General features: G+C 71.9%; 19 protein-coding genes. 7 read left to right on the top strand and 12 right to left on the bottom strand.

Annotation, left to right across the window (positions count from 1 at the left end; translation table 11 throughout):
• Window position 1 precedes the first annotated feature (1 nt).
• The 9 genes from feoB to SM757_RS14760 form a co-directional block, all read right to left on the bottom strand.
• Window positions 2–1,885, bottom strand: a complete 1,884-nt coding sequence (gene feoB, locus SM757_RS14800; protein ID WP_322466041.1) for a ferrous iron transporter B — start codon at window positions 1,883–1,885, stop codon at window positions 2–4.
• A 34-nt stretch (window positions 1,886–1,919) separates the two neighbouring features.
• Entirely contained in the window at window positions 1,920–2,162 is a 243-nt protein-coding gene (locus SM757_RS14795) for a FeoA family protein (protein WP_066335768.1), read from the bottom strand.
• Window positions 2,163–2,233: 71 nt separating this feature from the next.
• On the bottom strand, window positions 2,234–2,812 hold the full coding sequence (locus SM757_RS14790) for a DUF4405 domain-containing protein (RefSeq protein ID WP_322466040.1): 579 nt from the start codon (window positions 2,810–2,812) through the stop codon (window positions 2,234–2,236).
• Window positions 2,791–3,546 (bottom strand): FAD:protein FMN transferase, encoded by a 756-nt coding sequence (locus tag SM757_RS14785; protein ID WP_322466039.1) that lies wholly within the window; start codon window positions 3,544–3,546, stop codon window positions 2,791–2,793. Before SM757_RS14785 ends, SM757_RS14790 begins: the two co-directional genes overlap by 22 nt.
• A gap of 21 nt (window positions 3,547–3,567) precedes the next feature.
• Window positions 3,568–4,110, bottom strand: a complete 543-nt coding sequence (locus SM757_RS14780; protein ID WP_322466038.1) for an FMN-binding protein — start codon at window positions 4,108–4,110, stop codon at window positions 3,568–3,570.
• A 2-nt stretch (window positions 4,111–4,112) separates the two neighbouring features.
• Window positions 4,113–5,432, bottom strand: a complete 1,320-nt coding sequence (locus tag SM757_RS14775; RefSeq protein WP_066335719.1) for a hypothetical protein — start codon at window positions 5,430–5,432, stop codon at window positions 4,113–4,115.
• A 58-nt stretch (window positions 5,433–5,490) separates the two neighbouring features.
• Entirely contained in the window at window positions 5,491–6,711 is a 1,221-nt protein-coding gene (locus tag SM757_RS14770) for a cytochrome-c peroxidase (protein ID WP_322466037.1), read from the bottom strand.
• Window positions 6,712–6,915: 204 nt separating this feature from the next.
• Window positions 6,916–7,776: a carboxylating nicotinate-nucleotide diphosphorylase gene (nadC, locus tag SM757_RS14765; RefSeq protein WP_066335723.1), complete on the bottom strand. Its 861-nt coding sequence runs from the start codon at window positions 7,774–7,776 to the stop codon at window positions 6,916–6,918.
• 96 nt (window positions 7,777–7,872) lie between these two features.
• Window positions 7,873–8,799 carry a LysR family transcriptional regulator gene (locus SM757_RS14760; protein ID WP_407655763.1) on the bottom strand — a complete coding sequence of 309 codons (927 nt, stop codon included), beginning with the start codon at window positions 8,797–8,799 and terminating at the stop codon, window positions 7,873–7,875.
• A gap of 149 nt (window positions 8,800–8,948) precedes the next feature.
• Here SM757_RS14760 and SM757_RS14755 point away from each other — a divergent pair, with 149 nt between their 5' ends.
• Window positions 8,949–10,481 carry a CoA-acylating methylmalonate-semialdehyde dehydrogenase gene (locus SM757_RS14755; RefSeq protein ID WP_322466035.1) on the top strand — a complete coding sequence of 511 codons (1,533 nt, stop codon included), beginning with the start codon at window positions 8,949–8,951 and terminating at the stop codon, window positions 10,479–10,481.
• A gap of 496 nt (window positions 10,482–10,977) precedes the next feature.
• Window positions 10,978–11,703, top strand: coding sequence for a PEP-CTERM sorting domain-containing protein (locus SM757_RS14750; protein WP_322466034.1), 726 nt, complete (start codon window positions 10,978–10,980; stop codon window positions 11,701–11,703).
• 42 nt (window positions 11,704–11,745) lie between these two features.
• Here SM757_RS14750 and SM757_RS14745 read toward each other — a convergent pair whose 3' ends face one another.
• From SM757_RS14745 to SM757_RS14735, 3 genes are all read right to left on the bottom strand, one after another.
• Window positions 11,746–14,418, bottom strand: coding sequence for an AAA family ATPase (locus SM757_RS14745; RefSeq protein ID WP_322466033.1), 2,673 nt, complete (start codon window positions 14,416–14,418; stop codon window positions 11,746–11,748).
• Window positions 14,415–15,536, bottom strand: a complete 1,122-nt coding sequence (locus tag SM757_RS14740; protein ID WP_322466032.1) for a metallophosphoesterase family protein — start codon at window positions 15,534–15,536, stop codon at window positions 14,415–14,417. The genes SM757_RS14745 and SM757_RS14740 overlap by 4 nt, the downstream gene beginning before the upstream one ends.
• A 68-nt stretch (window positions 15,537–15,604) precedes the next feature.
• On the bottom strand, window positions 15,605–16,630 hold the full coding sequence (locus tag SM757_RS14735) for a helix-turn-helix transcriptional regulator (protein WP_322466031.1): 1,026 nt from the start codon (window positions 16,628–16,630) through the stop codon (window positions 15,605–15,607).
• A 185-nt stretch (window positions 16,631–16,815) separates the two neighbouring features.
• Between SM757_RS14735 and SM757_RS14730 the strand changes: the two genes are divergently transcribed.
• From SM757_RS14730 to SM757_RS14710, 5 genes are all read left to right on the top strand, one after another.
• Window positions 16,816–17,877 carry a hypothetical protein gene (locus SM757_RS14730; RefSeq protein ID WP_066335737.1) on the top strand — a complete coding sequence of 354 codons (1,062 nt, stop codon included), beginning with the start codon at window positions 16,816–16,818 and terminating at the stop codon, window positions 17,875–17,877.
• Between the two features lie 152 nt (window positions 17,878–18,029).
• The gene (locus SM757_RS14725; protein WP_157118889.1) at window positions 18,030–18,623 is read left to right on the top strand and encodes a hypothetical protein; all 594 of its coding nucleotides are present in this window, start codon (window positions 18,030–18,032) and stop codon (window positions 18,621–18,623) included.
• Between the two features lie 119 nt (window positions 18,624–18,742).
• Window positions 18,743–19,330 (top strand): hypothetical protein, encoded by a 588-nt coding sequence (locus SM757_RS14720; RefSeq protein ID WP_066335744.1) that lies wholly within the window; start codon window positions 18,743–18,745, stop codon window positions 19,328–19,330.
• Between the two features lie 73 nt (window positions 19,331–19,403).
• Window positions 19,404–19,703, top strand: coding sequence for an HPr-rel-A system PqqD family peptide chaperone (locus tag SM757_RS14715; RefSeq protein ID WP_066335748.1), 300 nt, complete (start codon window positions 19,404–19,406; stop codon window positions 19,701–19,703).
• A gap of 10 nt (window positions 19,704–19,713) precedes the next feature.
• Window positions 19,714–20,655 carry an HprK-related kinase A gene (locus SM757_RS14710; protein ID WP_322466030.1) on the top strand — a complete coding sequence of 314 codons (942 nt, stop codon included), beginning with the start codon at window positions 19,714–19,716 and terminating at the stop codon, window positions 20,653–20,655.
• The last annotated feature ends 132 nt before the right edge of the window (window positions 20,656–20,787 follow it).

The following is a 20,787-nucleotide window of genomic DNA, read 5'->3' as shown; positions in this document are numbered from 1 at the left end:
CTCAACCTCCTCCAAGCACCACCGCCACGCGGTAAGTGATGAACGCCGCCAGGTAGGCCAGGCCGAACAGGTACACGGCCATGGCGATGGGGTAGCGCCAGGCATTGGTCTCGCGCTTGACGGCGGCCAGGGTGGAAATGCACTGCGGCGCGAACACGAACCACGCCAGCAGCGAGAAGCAGGTGGCCAGCGGCCACTGCTTGGCGATCAGCGGCGCCAGCGCCGCGTCCACGCCGTCACCGGACAGGGCGTACACGGTGCCCAGGGCGCTGACGACCACCTCGCGCGCAGCCATGCCCGGCACCAGCGCGATGGAGATCTGCCAGTTGAAGCCCAGCGGCGCGAACACCACTTCCAGGATGCGTCCGAGCTGGCCGGCAAAGCTGTACTCGATGGCCGTGCCGCTCCAGTCCGCGGGCGGCGCCGGGTAGCTGGAGAGGAACCACAGCAGCACCGTCAGCGCAAAGATGATGGTGCCCACCCGGCGCAGGAAGATGCGCGCCCGCTCCCACAGGCCCAGGCCGAGGTTGCGCAGGCCCGGGACGCGGTAGGGCGGCAGCTCCAGCATCAGCGGCTGGTAGCGGCTGCGGTGCCACACGCGCTTGAACACCCAGGCGACCGCCATGGCCGAGAACACGCCGGCCACGTAGAGCGCAAACAGCGTCAAGCCCTGCAGGTTGAAGGGCCCCACCGAGCGCTCGGGGATGAAGGCGCCTATCAGCAGCGCATACACCGGCAGCCGCGCGGAGCAGGTCATGAGCGGCGCGACCATGATGGTCGCGAGCCGGTCGCGCCAGTGCGTGATGGTGCGCGTGGCCATCACCCCCGGCACGGCGCAGGCGAAGCTGGACAGCAGCGGGATGAAGGCGCGGCCGGAGAGGCCCACGCGGCCCATGAGGTTGTCCAGCAGGAAGGCCGCGCGCGGCAGGTAGCCGGAGTCCTCCAGCACCAGGATGAAGAAGAACAGGATCAGGATCTGCGGCAGGAAGACCAGCACCCCGCCCGCGCCGGCGATGACGCCGTCCACCACCAGGCTGCGCAGCGGCCCGTCGGCCATGTGCGCGTTGACCCACTGGCCGAGTTGCGCGAAGCCCGCCTCGATGGCGTCCATGGGCACGCTGGCCCAGGAGAACACGGCCTGGAACACGATGAACAGCAGCGCCGCCAGGATCACCAGGCCCCACACCGGGTGCATCACCCAGGCGTCGAGCTTGTAGTGGAAGCGCTTGACGTTCAGCGCGCTGGGCGCGGCGGCTTCGAGGATGCGGCGCACCTCCTGCTGCAGCGCGGCGCTCTCCGGCAGCGACAGCGTGTGCGGCGCGTTGAGCTGCGGGTCCGGCGGGTCGGACTGCAGGTGTTTCACGAGCTGCTCGATGAGCGCCTTGTGGCCGTCGCCCTTGACGGCGATGGTTTCGACGACGGGGATGCCCAGCTCGCGCGACAGGCGCTGCGTGTCGATGTGGATGCCGCGGGCGCGGGCCACGTCGGTCATGTTGAGCGTGAGCATCATGGGCCGGCCCAAGCTCTTGAGCTCCAGCACCAGGCGCAGGTTCATGCGCAGGTTGGTGGCGTCGGCCACGGCCACGATGTAGTCCGGCACCGCCTCGCCCACACGCTGGCCCTGCAGCACCTGCAGCGTCACTTCCTCGTCCGGCGTGGCCGGGCGCAGGCTGTAGGCGCCGGGCAGGTCGATGACCTGCACGCTGTGGCCGTTGGGCAGCCTGGCGGTGCCCAGCTTGCGCTCCACGGTCACGCCGGCGTAGTTGGCGACCTTCTGGCGCGCGCCGGTGAGCAGGTTGAACAGCGCGGTCTTGCCGCAGTTGGGGTTGCCCACCAGGGCCACGCTGGGCAGCGCGACGGGGGACGGCAGTTCGGCGGCGGACATGGCGGCTCCCTCTTGGCGGCTCTTGTTGCGTGGGTCAGTCGGGGATGACTTCTATGGAGCGCGCTTCGGCCAGACGCAGCGCGAACATGGTCTGCCCCACCGTCACGGCGAGGGGCTCGCGCCCGCCCGGGCCGCGGCGCAGCACCTGCACGGGCTCGCCCGGCAGGAAGCCCAGCTCGCCCAAGCGGCGCAGCGCGGCGGCGTCCAGCGGCGGTGCTTCAGGCAGCACGCGCTGCACGGTGGCGCTGGCGCCGTTGGGCAGGTCGGATAGCAGCATGGTCACGCGTCGGAGCTCGTGTAAATGAGATTCTGTCTCATTATCACCTGCTCCTAGCCGCCCGTGGCTGCTCAGGGCTTGCGCCAGCTCAAGAGACGGCGCCGCGCGTGCCACAGCCCGGTACCGGCCAGCGCGGCGCCCAAGCCGGCGTGAATCCAGCCCATGAGGCCGCGCCACGCTTCCGGCGCGAAGTAATAGAGCAGGTAGGCGCTGAGCACGGTGAGCGACAGCAGGCTCACGAGCGCGATGCCGCTGCCGCGCTGGCGGCCCAGCCGCGCCGACACGCGCCAGCCCGCCTGCACGTGGGCGCCCGCCATGGCGCCGCCCGCGAACAGCGCGGCGAAGGCGCCCGCGCCGTGCAGCCGCATCAGCCAGGGCTCGGCCGGGTGCGGCAGCTCGCCGGCGCCCGCTCCCAGCAGGTAGTGCACGGCCAGCCAGGCGGCACCGCTGGCCAGCAGCAGCGCGGCGGTGGCCAGCAGCAGCAGGCGCTGCCAGCGGGCCACGGTGAGCGTGGGCGCGCGGGCCGCGCCGGCTGCGGCGGCGGCATGGCGGGCGGTGGCGTGCTTGGCCAGGGCGAGGTCTATGACGCCGCCGGCACCGTGCGGGCGGTGCGGCGGCGGCGAATGTTTCAGGGGCTTGGATGGACCCATGCCTGTGCTCCCAGGCGCCGCAGCAGCGGCGCCACGTCGATGTCGTCCAGCGCCACGAGCTTGGCCAGCGCGTCGGCCCAGAGGGCGCGCGGCGCGGCCACGCTGACATGGCGAAACCCGCCATTGTCCGTGCCGCCGTGCAGCCGGCTGCGGCTGCCGGGGCCGTAGTGGCTGGTGGCGAAGGCGCCTTCGTGCAGAAATCCCAGGGGGCGGACGCCGCCGCCGCGCTCGTCGCGCAGTTGCAGCGGCACTTCGACGTCGCCAAAGGCGCGCAGGTCGCCGCCGGCATTGACCCAGCCGGCGCGCGCGCCCGCGCGGCGCAGCGCGGCCACGGCGCGGTCCACGGCATGGCCCTTGGCGATGCCGCCCAAGTCCAGCCGGGTGGCGGCATCGAGTTTCAGGAGGCGGGCACCCTCGACGCGCCAGCGGCCGCTGCCCAGGGCGACGTCGAAGCGGCCGCCGCTGGCCGCGTGCAGGGCTTGGGCGGCGTGGAGCACGCGGCTGCCTGCCGGGTGGAGCCTCAGCTCACCGCCGGCGCCCAGGCGCTCGAAGCGGGCGACGTCGCTGCCGGGATCGAAGCGCGAGAGCGCGGCCTGGACCTCGGCGACGGCGGCGAAGGCGGCCTCCAGCGCGGGCGCGGGCGCGCCGGCGTCGGCGGCCATGTCGACCAGCGTGCCCAGCAGCGGGCGGGCGCGGCGCTGCCAGGGCCTGGGAGCGGGGCCGGGCGACGACATCACGCGGGCCGCCGGCTCAAATCAGAGCACCCCGCCCTTCTTCCCCATCTCCACCACCACCACGATGCGTCGCACGCCGTCGGTGACGTGGGTGCAGCTCAGCGTGGCGCCGCTGATGTTGGCGATGTCCTCGCCCACGCGCAGCGGCGCGGCGCCCGTCTTGCCCACGAACTGCTTGCGCCACGCGGGCAGCCGCACCTCGTGGCCGTGGCTCTCGCGGTAGGACAGGATTTCCACCTGCTTGACCGCCCCCTCGGCCGTGAGGCCGACGGCGTAGCCGATGAGCTCGAACTTGCCGATGACGGCGTCCGCCACCACGTAGCCCAGCACCTGCGTGCCGCGCAGCGCGGCCTGCACGCTCCACTGCGCCGAGCGCGCCGCGACGCCCCTGGCGGCGAGCTGCTGCATCTGTGCCGCGTCCAGCGTGAGCGCGCGCGGCTCGAAGCGCTCGGCCTCCGGGAACATGAGCTTGGCCGCCTGCTCGGCGCTCATGTACTCCACGGCAAAGGCCCCGGCCGGGGCCAGGGCCAGTGCGGCGGCTGTGGGGGCCAGCAGCACGCGCATGTTTAAAAACTCCAGCCCAGGCCCAGGTCGAAGCGGTCCATGGATTTATCTTGCTTGAAGCGCTGGATGTCGGCCTTGAGCACCACGCCGGAGCCGATGTCGAAGTTGGCGCCGGCGGTGAGCACGCGCTCGGCCGGCAGCCCGTTGGGCGCCCCCGCCGGGCCCAGGCCCTGGGCGTAGCGGCGGCCGGTGTTGAAGCGCTCGGCCCGCACGAAGGGTTTCAGGGCGTAGCGGCCGCTCTCCCACAGCTTGTAGGCGGCCTGCACGTAGCCGCCGTCAAAGCGGGCGGGGATGGGCGCGGCGGCGCCGGCAAAGCCGAACTCGGTGTTGAGCGCGGCGCTGTTGCTGATGCTGCCGCGCGCGTAGACGGCGGCCAGGTCCCAGCGGCCAGGCGTCCAGCGGGTGTGCACATCCCACAGCGTCACGCGCGACTTGTTGAGCGTCTGCGCCTGCGAGGCACCGCCGCTGAACACGCCGCCGCCCACCAGCAGCCCCGGGACGCCGCGCCAGTTGAGGGCGCCGAACAGCGAGAGGTCGCGGCCGCGGGCCTGCGCCATTTCCTGGTGGATGGTGCCCAGGGGCGACTCGCGCCCTTCTTCCGTGCTCCAGCCGCTGATGTTGAAACCGGTGGACACGCCCGCCTGCACCGTCAGCCCGTTGTCGAAGCTGCCCACGGCTTGGATGCCGCCCTCGCGCCAGGTGCTGGGGATGATGGCCGTCTCCACGAAGTTGCGCTCCACGCCGTAGTAGGCGGTGGGCTCGTGGTTCTCGTTGAGCAGGCCCATGGGGATGAGGAACAGGCCCGCGCGGCCGGCCCAGGTGTCGGTGAACTGGTGCTCCACGTAGGCCTGCTCCAGCGCGACTTCGCCCACGTCGTCGGCGGAGGACACGGCGTGCTCCACCTCCAGCTCCGTCACGACCTTGGTCTTGTCGTCGAAGCGGTGCTGGATGCCGATGACGGCGCGGCGCAGGTCGGCTTCCGTCTTCTTGGCGTCGTTCTTGTAGCGGTTGTAGTTGACCTCGCCGTAGCCGGTGATGACGGTGGCGGGCTCGCCCGCGGCCGGTGCGGCGGCGGCGTAGCCGGCCGGGGCCGCGGCGGGCACGGCCGCGGGTGCAGCCGCCGGGGCCGGTGCGGCGGCGGTGGCGCGCTGTTGCTGCTGCAGCGTGGCCAGCTCGGCCTTGACGGCGGCCAGCTCGCTGGCGAGCTGGTCCAGGCGCTTCATCAGCGCGCTTTCACCGGCGCTTTGGGCGTGGGCCAGGCCGCAGCAGAGCAGCAGCGCGGCCGCGAGCGGGCGCAGGACGAAACGGGTATCGGCTTTCATGGCGGGCTTTCTTCTCGGAGGCGGGATTCGGCAGGCGGGCGTCGGTGGGGCGCGGGCTTCAGCGCGCGGCGTAGCCGTCGGTGAGCGTGTTCAGGAAGGCGATGAGGTCCGTGATCTCGGCCTCGGTGAGCGCGGGGGCGGCGCCTTCCTGGCGGTTGTAGGGCGCCTCGGTGCGGTTGACGTTGCGCCGGTACTGCGCGGGCAGGTCGTCGAACTTCAGCACGCTGCCGTCGGCCTGCGTGTACCAGCGCGCGGGGTTGGTGTCGCGGGTGACGTAGAAGGAAAGCGCCTCGCGCAGGTCCGTGAAGCGGCCGTTGTGGAAGAAGCTGCCGCGCAGCGCCACGTTGCGCAGCGAGGGCACCTTGAAGGCGCCGCAGAGGTCGGCGCGGTCCTTGTAGGCGTCCAGCGCGCACAGGCCCAGGTCGTAGAAGCCGGCGTCGTCCTGGACGGGCTTGAGCTTGGGGTTGCGCGGCACGCCCAGGGCGTCGTAGCTGAAGTCGGTGAACAGCGGGTGCGAGCCGTCGGCGGCCTTGGCCGAGGGGTGGCAGGCGGCGCAGTTGCCCTTGGCGGGCGAGTTGAACAGCACCAGGCCGCGCTGCTCGGCGGCGCTGAGCGTGGTCTTGCCGCGCAGGACCTCGTCGTACTTGCTGGTGAAGGGAGCGAAGGCGGCATCCTCCTGCTCGAAGGCCTGCAGCGCGGTCTTGATGGCCTCGTAGGCGTCATTGGGGCGGTTGAAGATGTCGCTGCCGAAGACCTGGCGGAACTGCGCGGCGTAGTCGGTGGCGGCCAGCTTGGTGACGACGGTGGCCTTGTCGGGGTTGGCCATCTCGGCCGGGTTGAGGAAGGGGCCGCCGGCCTGGTCGGCCAGCGAGGCGGCACGGCCGTCCCAGAAGAAGCCGCCCGTGGGCGTGCCGTCCTTGGCGAAGTAGAAGGCGGTGTTGAATTTCAGGTAGCGGATGGAGGGCGAGCTGCGCCCGCCCTGCCCGGCCGTGAGCACCGTGCCGCCGGGCTGGCCCGCGTCGTGGTTGGGCGCGCCGTGGCCGAAAGCCGGATCGTGGCAGCTCTGGCAGGACTGTGCCCGCGAGGCCGACAGCGTCTTGTCCACGAAGATCTTGGCGCCCAGCGCCGCCTGCGGCGACAGCGCCGTGGCGGTTTCCGTGGGCGCGGCGCCCGCCGCATCGCTGCTCCCGCTGGAGCCGCCTCCGCCGCAACCCGCCAGCGCCGCCACCAAAGCTGCCGCCAGCGCCGCGACCGTCTGTTTTATGAATTTCGACTGCATCACCGGCCTTTTTCGGACGCCCCTCGCGTCCTCATGAAGCCAAATGATAAAGATTCTCAATTCGAGTCAGCCAGCCCTCGTGGTACGGTTACGACACGGCATTTGATGCAGCGCAATAAAAAACCGCCTTGCGGCGGCTTTTTGTGTCGGGGTGCACAAAGCGGTCAACAGGCGCGCGGCGCGCCCTTTTAGCGGGCTCCCGGCTCAGCCCAGCACGCGCATGGACAGGTCCACGGCGCGCACGTCCTTGGTGAGCTTGCCGCTGGAGATGCGGTCCACGCCGGTGGCGGCGATGCGGCGGATGGACGCCAGGTCCACGCCGCCGGAGACCTCCAGCACGGCGCGGCCGGCGGTGAGCGCGACGGCCTTTTCCATGTCCTCGAAGCTGAAGTCGTCCAGCAGCACGTTCTTCGCGCCGGCGTCCAGCGCCTGCTGCAGCTCGTCCAGGCTTTCCACTTCGATCTGGATGTCCACGCCCGCGTTCAGGGCGAAGGCGGCCTCCAGCGCGGGGCGTATGCCGCCGGCGGCAGCGATGTGGTTTTCCTTGATCAGGATGCCGTCCCACAGCGCCATGCGCTGGTTGTGGCCGCCGCCCACGCGCACGGCGTACTTCTGCGCCTGGCGCAGCCCGGGCAGGGTCTTGCGCGTGTCCAGCACCTTGCAGCCGTTCGGGTTGGGCGAGAGGCCCTGGATGGCGTCCACGTACTCGCGCGTGAGCGTGGCCACGGCCGAGAGCATTTGCAGGAAGTTCAGCGCCGGGCGCTCGGCCGAGAGCTGGGCGCGGGCGTCGGCTTCGATGCGCACCAGCACCGTGCCGGGCTCGACGCGGTCGCCCTCCTGCACGGCCCAGGCCAGGCGGGCGTCGGGGTCCAGCGCGTGGAAGCAGGCGTCGAACCAGGCACGCCCGGCGATGACGGCCGCCTCCTTGGCCACCACCTGCGCCGTGACGCAGCGCCCGGCCGGGACGAGCTGCGCCGTCCAGTCGCAGCGGCCGATGTCCTCCATCAGCGCATCGCGCACGTTGCGCGCCAGCGCCGCGTCCAGGGTCTCGTTGCTCTCGAACATGTCTTCAAACGGTCGGAAAGGAAAACACGCCAGTGTCGCAGCTTCGCGCCGCGCCGCCGACCGGGACGAGCACCGGCCAGGCGCCATCCACCCTCTTCAGCCGCCCAAGCCCCCGCCCAGCCGCTCCTTGAGCCAGTCCACCAGGCACTGCACCGCCCGCGGCACCTGGGGCGAATAAGGCCGCAGCGCGTAGATGGTGGCGCCGAACACGCCCACGGGTTTCCAGTCCGGCAGCAACTCCACGAGCTGCCCGCAGCGCAGCGCGGCGGTGCAGGAAAAGTCCGGCAGCAGCGCGATGCCCAGGCCGCCCAGCGCCGCCTCGCGCAGCAGCTCGCTGTTGTTGGCCTTGAAGGGGCCGCCCACCGCCACGCTCACCCGCTCAGCGGCGCGCTTGCGCGGCGCGGCGGGCTCGAAGTCCCAGCGCTGCCCCGCGCCGCCGCGCAGGTAGGCCAGGCACTGGTGCCCGGCCAGCACCGAGGGGTGCTGCGGCTCGCCGTGGCGGTCCACGTACCCGGGGCTGGCCACCAGGTGCGAGCGCGTTGGGCACAGCGGCCAGGCCACGTGCGTCTGCGGCGGCGCGTCGGTGTGGCGGATGGCGAGATCGAACCCCTCCTGCGGCAGGTTGACGAGGCGGTCGCTCAGCTCCAGCTCCAGCCGGATGTCAGGGTACTGCAGCAGGAAGGGCGGCAGCAGCGGCGCGACCACCTGCCGCCCAAAGGCCACCGGCGCGCTCACGCGCACCAGGCCGCGCGGGGCGCCCACCAGGTCGCGCACGCCGTTGAAGCCCTGCTCGATGCGGGTGAACGACTCCTGCACCTCCTCCACCAGTTGCTGGCCGGCCTCGGTCAGCGCCACCGAGCGTGGGCCGCGGCGCACCAGCGGCACACCGGCGGCGCGCTCCAGCTCGCTGATGCGGGCGCTGGCCGACGCCTTGGAGATGCCCAGCCGCCGGGCCGCCTGGGTGTAGCTGCGCGTGTCGGCCAGGACGGTCAAAAGGTGCAGATCGGCCAGCACCGGGGCCATCAATCGTTCGCTCACGTGCCCTGCGCTCCCTCTGTGAATGGCATTCATCGTTCAGATTTCTGAACAATGCGGTCAGCAGTTGGCGATTGTGGCGGGGGCCTGCGCTTCCTAGACTTCTGGCCTTTCCTGACCAACGAAGAGACAAGCTCATGGGCGCTTCCGACTCCCTGCAACAAGCCCCCCTGGCCACCGCCGCCACCGTGGGCCACTGGATAGGCGGGCGCGCCGTCACCGAGGGCGCGCGCACGCAGGACGTGTTCAACCCCGCCACCGGCGCGGTGGCGCGCCAGGTGCTGCTGGGCGGCGCCGATGAAGTCGCCGCCGCCGTGGCCGCCGCCCAGGCCGCGGCGCCCGCCTGGGCCGACACCCCGCCGCTGCGCCGCGCGCGCGTGCTCAACAAGTTCCTGGCGCTCATGAACGAGCACCGCGACACGCTGGCCGCGCTGATCACGGCCGAGCACGGCAAGGTGTTCACCGACGCGCAGGGCGAGGTGACGCGCGGCATCGAGATCGTGGAGTTCGCCTGCGGCATTCCGCAGCTGCTCAAGGGCGACTTCAGCGACCAGGCCTCCACCGGCATCGACAACTGGACGCTGCGCCAGCCGCTGGGCGTGGTGGCGGGCATCACGCCCTTCAACTTCCCGTGCATGGTGCCGTGCTGGATGTTCCCGGTGGCGCTGGCCTGCGGCAACGCCTTCATCCTCAAGCCCAGCGAGCGCGATCCCTCGCCTTCGCTCTTCATGGCCGAGCTGCTGAAACAGGCCGGGCTGCCGGACGGCGTGTTCAGCGTCGTGCAGGGCGGCAAGGAGGCGGTGGACGCCCTGCTCGTCCACCCCGACGTCAAGGCCGTGAGCTTCGTGGGCAGCACGCCCATCGCCCAGTACATCTACGAGACCGGCGCCCACCACGGCAAGCGCGTGCAGGCGCTGGGCGGGGCCAAGAACCACCTGGTGGTGATGCCCGACGCCGATCTGGAGCAGGCGGTGGACGCCCTGATCGGCGCGGCCTACGGCTCGGCCGGCGAGCGCTGCATGGCCATCTCGGTGGCGGTGCTGGTGGGCGACGTAGCCGACAGGATCATCCCGAAGCTGGCCGAGCGCGCCCGCGCGCTCAAGGTCAAGAACGGCATGGAGCTGGACGCGGAGATGGGCCCCATCGTCACGCGCCAGGCGCTGCAGCGCATCGAGGGCTTCATTGCCGAGGGCGTGGCCGAGGGCGCGACGCTGGTGGTGGACGGGCGCAACTTCAGCGTGCCCGGCCACGAGGGCGGCTTCTTCACGGGCGGCACGCTGTTCGACCACGTGACGCCGCAGATGCGCATCTACAAGGAAGAGATCTTTGGCCCGGTGCTGTCCTGCGTGCGGGTGAAGGACTTCGCCGAGGCCGTGAGCCTGGTCAACGCGCACGAGTTCGGCAACGGCGTGTCCTGCTACACCAGCGACGGCAACGTGGCGCGCGAGTTCGGCCGGCGCATCGAGGTGGGCATGGTGGGCATCAACGTGCCCATTCCCGTGCCCATGGCCTGGCAGGGCTTCGGCGGCTGGAAAAAGAGCCTCTTCGGCGACATGCACGCCTACGGCGAGGAAGGCGTGCGCTTCTACACGCGGCAGAAATCCATCATGCAGCGCTGGCCGGCCAGCATTGGCAAGGGCGCGGAATTCGTGATGCCGACGTCGAAGTAATCTCCGGCCGGAATCAGACCGGCACCCCATCACCCAGGAGGCCGAGGCCTCCTTTTTTCATGGCTGCCATTTTCCCATGGCAACGTGAAAATACACCCCAATACCTCCGGCAAATCACTCAATAAAAACAAGGCCGGACGCCCTTGAATCAAATCCCGAATTATCAATTCCCGGCATTCAATGCTTCAACGGGAAACCCGGACCGGGCCGGCACGCCGCATACCGCCGGCATCACAAAGTCCAGAACCGCGGCGCCCTGGGGTGGTCCGCCAGGGGAGACACCCCACCCCGCAGGTTGCTTGAACAACCAAAACCCTAGCGATGCATACCCATGCCATTGGGCATATTTCCAGGCCATTTAATCCGAGGGGAGAAACGTGGTTCCACCAGGCCACGACACAATCACGTGACATTCCAGCGGCACTACTCCAGAAACTGTTACCAGGCAGTGACTTATTCACGGCTTTATTAACAGCAACCGTCCTGGAGAAATGAGATGAGCGGAAAACTTCTTCGGCAAGGTGCCCTGACCCTGGCGGCGCTGGCGGGTATGGCCTTGAATAGCGCGCAGGCCGCCGCGGTGCATTTCGATGTCGTGGGAACGGGCTTTGCGCTGGCGCAGGGCAATACCTACGGCACGGACGCCAACAACAGCCCCAATCACCTGTTGGGCGTGACCTTCTCGGCCACGGCGCCCAACCTGCACCAGATCGAAAACCTCGCCGTGGGCCAGTCCTATTCCTTCCAGTTCGGCACGGTGGCGCTGCACGAGGAGGGCAACAACGGCAGCAACGTCAACAACGGTGCCGCCGCCATCACGGAGGCGGAACGCACGCAGTTGGGCGTGAGCGCGCTCTTCAAGTTCCTGGAGCCCGTCAACAGCCCCGACCTCAGCATCTCCGCCGTCGTCACGGCCGTGCTGGGCAACCTGGTGGACTCCGCGGTGGACTTCTCCATCGATTGGGCCGACACCACCGTGAGCTTCGGCAACGGCGGCCAGTTCAGCCTGTCGCTGGACGACCTGAGCTTCAACCGCAACCACATGGCCATAGACCAGTGGGCCACGATCACGCTGCTCAGCGCCCCCATCGTGCCCAGCCCGCCCAACAACGGCGGCACGGGCGGCCACGCGGTGCCCGAGCCGGGCTCGCTGGCGCTGGCGGGCCTGGGGCTGGGCGTGGCCGGGTTCATCGGCCGGCGCCGCAAGCAGCAGCAGGGTTGAGCCCACCCAAGGGCCGCGCCTCGGGCGCGGCCTGAGGCGGCCTCAACGCCCTTGGCGCAGCGCCTCCAGGCTGCGCGGGGCCACGCCCAGGTCGCGCCAGGCCTCGGGGTGGCAACTGAAGACCAGGATCTGGTGCCGCGTGGCCGCGTCGAACAGGATGCGCTTCATGGCCGACAGCCGCGCCGCGTCGCTGTGCACCAGCGCGTCGTCCAGCAGGATCAGCGTCGGCCGCCCCGCCTCCTTGAGCAGGTCGGCGTAGGCCAGGCGGCTGATCAGGCCCATCTGCTCGCGGGCGCCGAAGCTCAACTGCTCGAAGGCGCCCTCGCCGTCGGCCTGGCTGACGCCCTCGCGGCGCAGCGGGCCGGGCATGAGCAGATCGTCCAGCTCCACGCTGGCGTGCGGGAACAGCAGGCCCAGGTAGCGGTTGAGGTGCTTCTGCAGCGGCGCCTGCAGCCGCTGCGTCAGCGCCCGGCGCTTTTCGTTGAGCAGGCCCAGCAGCAGGTCCAGCGCCTGGGCGCGGCGCTGCAGCTCGGCGGCGTGGCGCTGGGCGCGCTCCAGCGCGGCGCGCTGGTTGGCGAGGCTGTCCTCCAGCCCTTGGGCGCCGGCTTCGTCCAGCCGGGTCTGCAGGTCGCGCCGCTCGTCGCGGCGCTGCTGGTAGGCGCGGTGGGCCAGCTCGGCGCTTTGCTTGAGGCGCTGCACGTCCTGCTGCAGCAGCTCCGGCCGCGCGGCGTCGATGTCGGCCTGCTTCGCCTTCAGCAGCGTCTGCAGGTCGTCGCGCTGGCGCAGCAGCGCCACGCGCTCGGCTTGGGCGCGCTCCAGGGCCACGCGCTGCTCGTCCGAGGCCAGCGCCGCCTGCAGCGCCTCGTGCTCGCGGCGGGCGTGTTCCACATTCGCCTGCGCCTGCTCCAGCTCGGATTGCGCCTGCTGCGCCGCCTGGCCGGCCTGTTCCCATTGCCGCGAGGCGTCCTTCAGCGACTGCTCGGCCTGCGCCGGCGCGGGTAAGGCGTCGTCGCCCGGCTCGGCCGGCGGCAAGGTTTCGATCTGCTGCACCGACGCGGCCAGGCGGATTTGCAGGTCGTCAGCTTCAGCCTGCAGCGCCGGCACGCCCTGCGGGGCGAGCTGGGCCAGCAGGGCCTGGCGCGTGTCGATCTGGCCCGCGAGCACGCGCTGGCGCTCGTGCCGGGCCTCGGCATCGGCCAGTGAAGCCACGCCCAAGCGGCGCAGCAGCGATTGCAGCGCCGCGCCGGCCTCCTTCAGTTGCGCGGCCAGGCGCTGCAAATCCGCACCGCCGGGCGTGACCGTCACCTGTCCTACGCCCGGCAGCTCCAGCACCGCGGGCTGCAGCAGCAGCCGCCCGCCCTGGCCCGCCAAGGGCTGGCCGTCCAGGCGCGGCGCGGTGGCGGCGCCAGTGCCGGCGTGGTTGAAGCTCCATTGCAACTGCGTGGCGGCGGCCTCGCGGCGCAATTCCAACTCGCGCAGGCGCTGCTCGGCCGCGCGCAGGGTTTTCAGGTGCGCCGTGTCCAGGGCCACGCGCTGGGCTTCCTCGCGCAGCCTGGCCAGCTCCACGCCATGGGCCTGGGCCTCGGCCAGGGCGGACTCCAGCGCGCGCACGTGCTGCGCCGCGGCCGCGTGCTCGCGCTGCAGCGAGGCACGCCACTGCTGCGCGTGCACCCGCTCCCGCAGTGCCTGCGCGGCCTGCCGTGCCTGGTCGGCCTGCGACTCGCGCGCGCGGGCCGGCGCCAGCCGCTGCGCGGCCGCCTCGCGGGCCTGCTGCGCGGCCTCCAGCGCGGCCTGGCGCTGCGAAAGCGAGCGCTGCTGCTGCGCGTGGGCATCGAGCTGCTGCTGAAGCAGGTCGATCTGGCGCTGCAGCGGCGCGAGCTGCTCGCGCTGGCGCTGGAGCTGCTCGGCCGCGGCGTGCAGGCCGTCGAGCTGCGCTTGGGCCGCCTCGCGCTGCGCCTGCAGCGGCTCCCAGGGGCGCTCGGCCTCGTCCAGCGCGATCTCGGCTTGCACCTGACCCAGCCGGTCCACCTGCTCGCGGTACTGCGCCAGGCGCTGCTGCGTCTGCTGCAGCCCGGCCTGGAGCTCATCCCGCAGCGCCAGCGCCTCGGCGTAGGCGCCGCGGGGCTCGCCCTTCTTCTCGGTGAGCAGCGCGTTGCGCTCCTCGCGCACGCGCTCCAGCACGTCGTCGCCCGCGGTGCTGGCGACCTCGCCCAAGGAGCCCTGCAGCGCCGTGCGCAGGTGGTCGGTGGCGTGCTGCACCTCGGCGCGGATGTGGTGGCTGCCGCCCTGCTCTATCCACAGCAGGCCCGGAATGCCCCAGTGCTCCGGCTTGCTCTCGCCGCGCGTGGCCAGTTGAAAGCCCAGCAACTCGCACAGGCGGGCTTCGGCGTCGTCGTTCTCCAGCGCCTGCGCGTCCACCTGCAGCCGGCAGCGCTTGCGCTGCAGGAACTGCTTATGCAGCCGCCAGCGGCTGCCCGCGGCGTCGAACTCCAGCTCCACGCTTGGGCTGGCGGCGCCGTCGCCCCAGGGCTGCAAGTCCTTGACGCTGCTGGAGCGGTAACGCTCGAAGAAGGCCGCGCGTATGGCACGGACGATGGTGCTCTTGCCGCTCTCGTTGGGGCCGGTGATGAGGTTCAGGCCCGGGTCCAGTTGGGCCAGCTCCAACGGCTGGCGGAACTGCTTGAACTGCTCGATGCGCAGGCGCTGCAGCTTCATGCCCGCTCTCCTTGCGCCTGCTGGCGCTCGCGCAGCAGCCCGGCCAGCACGGCCAGGGCTTCGCGGGCCACCTCGTCGCCCTCCTGGCGCGCGCGCAGCGTGCCCAGCACTTCACCCAGGTAGCCGTCGGCGCGCAGGGCCTCCACGTCCTCCTCGGTGGGCGCGAGCTGCAGCGCCTCGCGGTCGAGCAACAGGCAGCGCAGCCGCCCCTGGGCCTGGCCCAACAGCGTTTCCAGCCGCTCGTGGGCGGCCAGGTCCAGCCGGCCCGCGAGCGTGAGCGAGAGCACGTCGCGCGCGTCCAGCGCGGCCAGCAGCTCGCCCAAGCGGTCCACGTCGCCGGGCAGCGACAGCGTTTCGCTGCGCTCGTGCCAGCGGTGGCCGGCCACGGCGTGCGGCGTGACCTGCGGCGGCGCGCCCGGCGCCGTGAGGTCCACCTCCAGCACATGCCCAGGCGCGTTGCCCTTGAACCTGTCGGGCTCGGGCGTGCCGCTGTACCAGGTGCGCTCGTCGATCTGCTTCATGCCGTGCCAGTCGCCCAGGGCCAGGTAGTCCAGGCGGGCGCGGCGGGCGCGATCGGGGGCGATGGGGTTGAGCGAATCCACCTCCTCGGCCAGCAGCCCCTGCACGCTGCCGTGGGCCAGGCCCACGCGCAGCAGGCCTGCGGGTGTTTCCTGCGTGTCGAAGAACCCGGTGAGGTCGGTGTGCGTGTGGCGCTGGGTGAGCGACGCGCCCAGCACGGCCAGGCCGATGTCGGCGAACACCTGCACGCCCGGCCGCTCCAGCACGTGGGCATTGGGCGGGATGCAGTTGAAGCGCCGCGCGCGCGTCCACACGCTTTCGGCCAGCGCCGCGTCGTGGTTGCCGGGGATGAGGACCCAGGGCCCGGCAAAAGCTTCCAGCGCGTTGAAGAGGCGGCGCAGCGTGCGCTCGGAAACGGTCTGCGTGTCGAACACGTCGCCGGCCACCAGCACCGCGTCCACGCCGCGCTCGCGCGCCAGCGCGGCGATGCGCTCCACGGCCAGGAAGCGCGCCTCGGCCAGCGGGATGGCGTCCTGGGGATCGAAGCGGCCGTATTGCCGGCCGATCTGCCAGTCGGCGGTGTGCAGGAATCGGGTCATGTCGGGGGAAGCTGCTGGCTTGAAGCCCGCCGCGACGTGCGGGCGGGCGGGAATGAGGGGCGGGATTGTCAGGCGGCGCCGTACTGGCCGGCGGCGTCCTTCAGGCGCTGGGCCACCAGCGCGGCCAGGCTGGCGGGCTTGAGCACGCGCACCTGCTCGCCGTGGCGCAGCACGTCCATGGCCAGCTCCGTGGCCTCGGCGTAGGGCAGGCGCAGCGTCAGCGCGCCGTCGCTGTCCACGGTGGCCTCCTGCGCCGGGTGCCACTGCTCGTGCGCCACCCACTGCGCGGCCTCCGGCGTGAAGCGCAGCGTCGCCCACTGCAGCTTGCCGCCGGTGAAGATGCCGTAGCCGGCGTCGAACTCGGCCTCCACGGTCTTCAGGCCCACGTCGCGCGCGCGCTGCTCCAGCGGCTGCACGGCGCGCACGGCGTCCAGCGCGAAGCGGCGCAGCCTCTCGCTGCCGTGGCACCAGCCGTCCAGGTACCAGGTGCTGCGGTAGTGCACCAGGCGCTGCGGCGAGACCACGCGCTCGGTCTCCTCCTGGCGGCTGCGCACCCAGTAGCTCATCTGCACGCGCTGGCGCCGCGTGAGCGCGCTGCCGATGATCTCGAAGTGCCGCGGCGCCACCGGGCGCCGCGCGGGGCTGGCGATCTTCACGCGGCGCATGAGCTCGCGCGACTCGTTCTCGCTGGGGCCCAGCATGCCGTGCAGCCGTTCCAGCAGCGGCTGCAGGTGGCGCGCGAGCACGCCGCCCTCGTCCAGCCCCTTGATGAGCTGGTGCATGGTCAGCAGCGCGTGGATCTCGCCTTCGCTGAACCACAGCCCCGGCAGCTCGTGCGCCGTGTCGCCGCCCTGATGCGCGGCGGTGCCGTTGCCGGTGCCGGTGCCCGCGGGCGGGGCGAAGCGGTAGCCGTTGCAGCCGCGGTCGTAGACGATGGGCGCGTTCATGCGCTCGCGCAGGTACTCCAGGTCGCGCTTGAGCGTGGCGCGCGAGACGCCCAGCTCCGCCATCAGCTCCGCGAAGCTGACGCAGCCGTCGCCCAAGCGGCTGCGGATGAGCATCTCGATCTTGTAGAAGCGTTCAGTACGGTCCACAGACTCCCTCCAGAAGGCACATCGTACAAAACGTAACAGTGCCCGGCCGCCGTGCCGGAACGGGGCGGCTGTTGAGAAGTCCGATTATCCCTGCGGGCTTATCCACAGGCTCATCTGGTGAGCCGCATCAAGCGCATACTGTATGAATCCACAGGATCCGAACAGTGTTATCCAGGAGCCGCGACATGACCCAGGGGAGGCTTGAATTCGACGCGCCGGTGCAGGACCCGATCGGCTTCGACATCGGCTGGGAGCATGCGCGCCACGCGATCACGCCGCCGCAGGCCTGGCTTGGGCCGGGCAGCGCGCTGCGCCAGGGCTGGGAGGCGGGCCAGGCCCGCTTTGGCCGGCGCACGCGCGCGGCCACGCCCGCGGTGCGCGACTGGCTGCAGTTGCGGTTGCGCGCCTGGGAAGGCGGGCGCGAGTTCGAGGCGCTGCAGGTCACGCCGCTTTTCCTGCGGCAGATCGACGTTGGGCACTGCCCCATCACCCGGGAGCCGCTGACGCAGTCGCTGGACCGGCCCACCGATGCCTGCGTCGACCGCGTCTTCGACGCCGCGGGCTACGCCGCCGGCAACCTGGCCGTGATGAGCCGCGCCGCCAACCTCGCCAAGGGCTCGCGGGACCTGGCCGGCGTGCAGGCACAGCTGCAGCGCATGGCGCGCGGCGGCCTGGCCACGCTGGACGGGCTGAGCGCCGCGCAGTGGGAGCGCGTGGGCGCCCTGGTCTCCTTCGTCACGCCGCTGGCGCACGAGGCGGCGGCGCGCCAGCCGCTGCTCGTGCTGCCCCCGCCGCGGCTGCGCCTGCTCAACCCCGTGCAGGGGCTGCAGGCGATGCTGACGCTGCAACTGGCGCAGCCGCAGTGGTCGCAGCGCCTCTCGTGCATCGAGGCGCTGTTCGACGCCATGGGCCTGCGCCAGGACTACAACCTCTTCATCCACACCCTGATTCCCCGGCTGCTGGCGGCCCAAGTGCGCGGCGACCCGCTGCGCACCCGTTGGGCGCTGGAAGACGCCTGGGCCCACGAGGCGCTGAACCGCCGCTGGCAGCGCCTGGCCCTGCGCCTGGACGCCGACGCGGCCGAGACGCTGATCGGCCGCATGGTCGCCCGCGGCCTGGCGCCGCAGGGCGGCGTGCTGGCCCACGCGAGCAGCGAGCAGGCCACCGAGGGCTGGGCCCTGGACCGCCAGGGTTTCACCAGACAGCCCCCGCGCCGGCGCGCGGCGCAGCGGGCGGCCGGGCGCTGACGGACAGAGGCCCCGAGGCACTAGGAAACCGGGTGGCTGCCCGGCAGGATTCACAAAGCCATCACACCCCTCGGGGAATTGCTGCGCACAGTTCCCTGCACGGCCATGGATTACCCGCGCGCGGTTCGCGCGGACGTCGGCCGCAGATGGACATGGACCACGACAAGCCGGCACCCGCGCCTTCGCCCAGCACCACCGACGACCCTGCGCGCGAGCCCAGCCGCCGCGCCATGCTGCGCCGCAGCCTGGGGGCGGCCGCGCCGGTGGTGCTCACGCTCTCCAGCGCCCCGGTGGCGGCGGGCCAGTGCATCACGGCCTCCGGCTTCGTCTCCGCCGCCGCCTTCCACAGCCGCCCGGCCCAACTGGGCGTGCTGCCCTGCGACGGCCTCTCGCCGGCCGAGTGGGCGCACCGCGCGCCCTACTGGCCCAGCGACGTCAAGACCAACACCCGCTTCCACAAGGCGTTCGGCGCCAAGACGCTCACGCCGGGCTTTCCCGAGAGCACCACGCTGCTGGAGGTGCTGCAGTCGCCCATGACGCTGGAAGCCCACATCACCGCCGCGCTGCTCAACGCCTACCGCGGCGGCATGGAGCGCCCCTTCGACACGCCGACGGCCGTGCTGCTCATCTGGGACAACATCCGCGCCAACGGCGGCTTCTACAAGACCGGCGACCCGAGCTCCCAGGCGCCGGCCATGACGCCAGGCGGCACGCTGCAGTGGATCGCCATGAGCTGGGAGCTATAGCCAACCCCTGCCGCAGCGGGCGCACTTCACGTGCGCCGTGCACACCCTCCCTGCTGGATCAAGTGAGCGGGCGCGGCGCGCCCTTACACTTTCGCCACGAGCGACCATTGGAAAAAGGGATGGACATGCATGAGGACAGCAGCGGATTGAGCGCGGCGCAGGACGGCACGCCCGCCGCCCACCGCCTGGCGCGCCGCCGCATGCTGCGCCGCAGTTTGGGCGTGGCCGCGCCGGTGGTGTTGACGCTGGCCAGCGCGCCGGTGGCCGCCGGGAGCTGCGTGTCGGCATCGAGCTTCGTCTCGGCCGCCACCTTCGCCAGCCGCGCCCCCAAGGGCGTGAGCGCCATCAGTTGCTCCGGCCAGTCGCCCGCGAGCTGGGCCGCCTCCCACGCCTGGCCCGCCGGCGTGGACCGCAACACCGCCACCTTCGCCGAAAAGCTGGGCGAGCCGCCGCTGGCGGCCTTCCCGTCCACGGCCACGCTGCTGGACGTGCTGCAGCAGCCCAGCACCCTGGAGGCCCACATCGCCGCCGTGTGGCTCAGCGCCTACGCCGGCACGCTGGCGCCGCCCTTCGAGGACGGCGACGCCGTGCGGGCCCTGTGGTCCAACATCCGCGGCAACGGCGGCTTCTTCAGGCCTGACAACGCCGAGCTGCGGGCGCTCACCGAGCAGGGCACGCTGCAGTGGCTGGCCATGACCTGGCAGTAAACGCCCGCGCGCCCGCAGACCTCCGCATCCGCACACGTCCGCACATCCCCTGCGCACGCCAGACGCCCACCGCATGGAGCCGCGCTACGCCGTGCCCGCGGGCACGCTGCACTGGCGCCGCTGGGACGGCGAGGAGGAGATGGCCGTCTTCGACGCCGCCTCCGGCAGCACGCACCTGCTCTCGGCCGCCGCCGCCGAGGTGCTGCTGGCGCTGATGGACAGCCCCGAGCCCCTGGACGCCCCCGCCCTGGCCCAACTTCTCCTGCCCGGCGAGGACGGCGCCGCGCCGCTGCCCGCCGACGTGCACGCCCTGCACACCGTGCTGCTGGACCTGGCCTGGCTGGGCCTGGTGCGCGGCCAGGACACCCCATGAGGCCGGGCGCATGAAGGTGGGCGCGCTGGAGCCGCGCGCCCTGCGCCGGCGGCTGCGCGGACCGGGGCTGCGGCTGCGCACGGGGCCGGTGGTCAGCTGCATACGCTCGCCGCTGGAGGCGGTGGCGCGCGGCATCGCGCTGCACTACGCCGCGCACCCGCTGGAGCCGGACGAGGCCTTCGCCGACTTCCACGTCAGCGTGGAGCGGCCCGTGGGGCTGCGGCGCTGGTGGCGGCCGCAGGTGCTGTTCAAGCTCGACGGCGAATCGCCCTTCACCCCGCTGCCCGGCGACCAGGGCTTTCCCATCCTGGAGTGGGGCCTGAACTGGTGCATCACGGGGCAGTACCACCGCTTTCTCACGCTGCATGCGGCCGTGCTGGAGCGCGGCGGGCGTGCCCTGGTGCTGCCCGCGCCGTCGGGCTCCGGCAAGAGCACGCTGTGTGCGGCGCTGGCGCTGAGCGGCTGGCGGCTGCTGTCGGACGAGCTGACGCTCATCGACCCCGCCACGGGGCTGATCCACCCGCTGCCGCGCCCGGTGAGCCTCAAGAACGAGTCCATAGACGCGGTGCGCCGCTTCTCGGCCGCGGCGCGCTTTGGCCAGGCCGTGCGCGAGACGAGCAAGGGCACGGTGGCGCACATGTGCCCGCCGCTGGAGGGCGTGCAGCGTGCCGGCGAGCCCGCGCGGCCGGGCTGGATCGTCCTGCCGCGCTTTGCCGCGGGGCAAGGCGCGCAACTGCAGCCGCTGCCCAAGGCGCAGACGCTCATGCGGCTGGTGGAAAACGCCTTCAACTACAACATCCACGGCTTGAACGGCTTCCGGCGCCTGGCCGCGCTGGCCGACGCCAGCGGCTGCCACGCCTTCAGCTACGGCCGGCTGGAGGAGGCGGTGGCCGTGTTCGACGCGCTGGCCGCCGAGCCGGCCGCCACGGCCGGTGCGGAGCCGTGCCCATGAGCGCCCCTGCGCTGTTGCGCCGAAGGGGGCGCTGCGTCGCGCCCGGCGGGACCGCGCGCAGTGCGGGGGTGCACCCGTGAGCCGCCAGCCCGCCGGCGCCATGCCCAGCGGCGAGGCCGCGCCCTCCGCCGC

Origin of the sequence: Azohydromonas lata (assembly GCF_034427735.1) — a bacterium.
GTDB classification, from domain to species: domain Bacteria; phylum Pseudomonadota; class Gammaproteobacteria; order Burkholderiales; family Burkholderiaceae_C; genus Azohydromonas; species Azohydromonas lata.
This window is presented reverse-complemented; position numbering and strand designations above follow the sequence as displayed.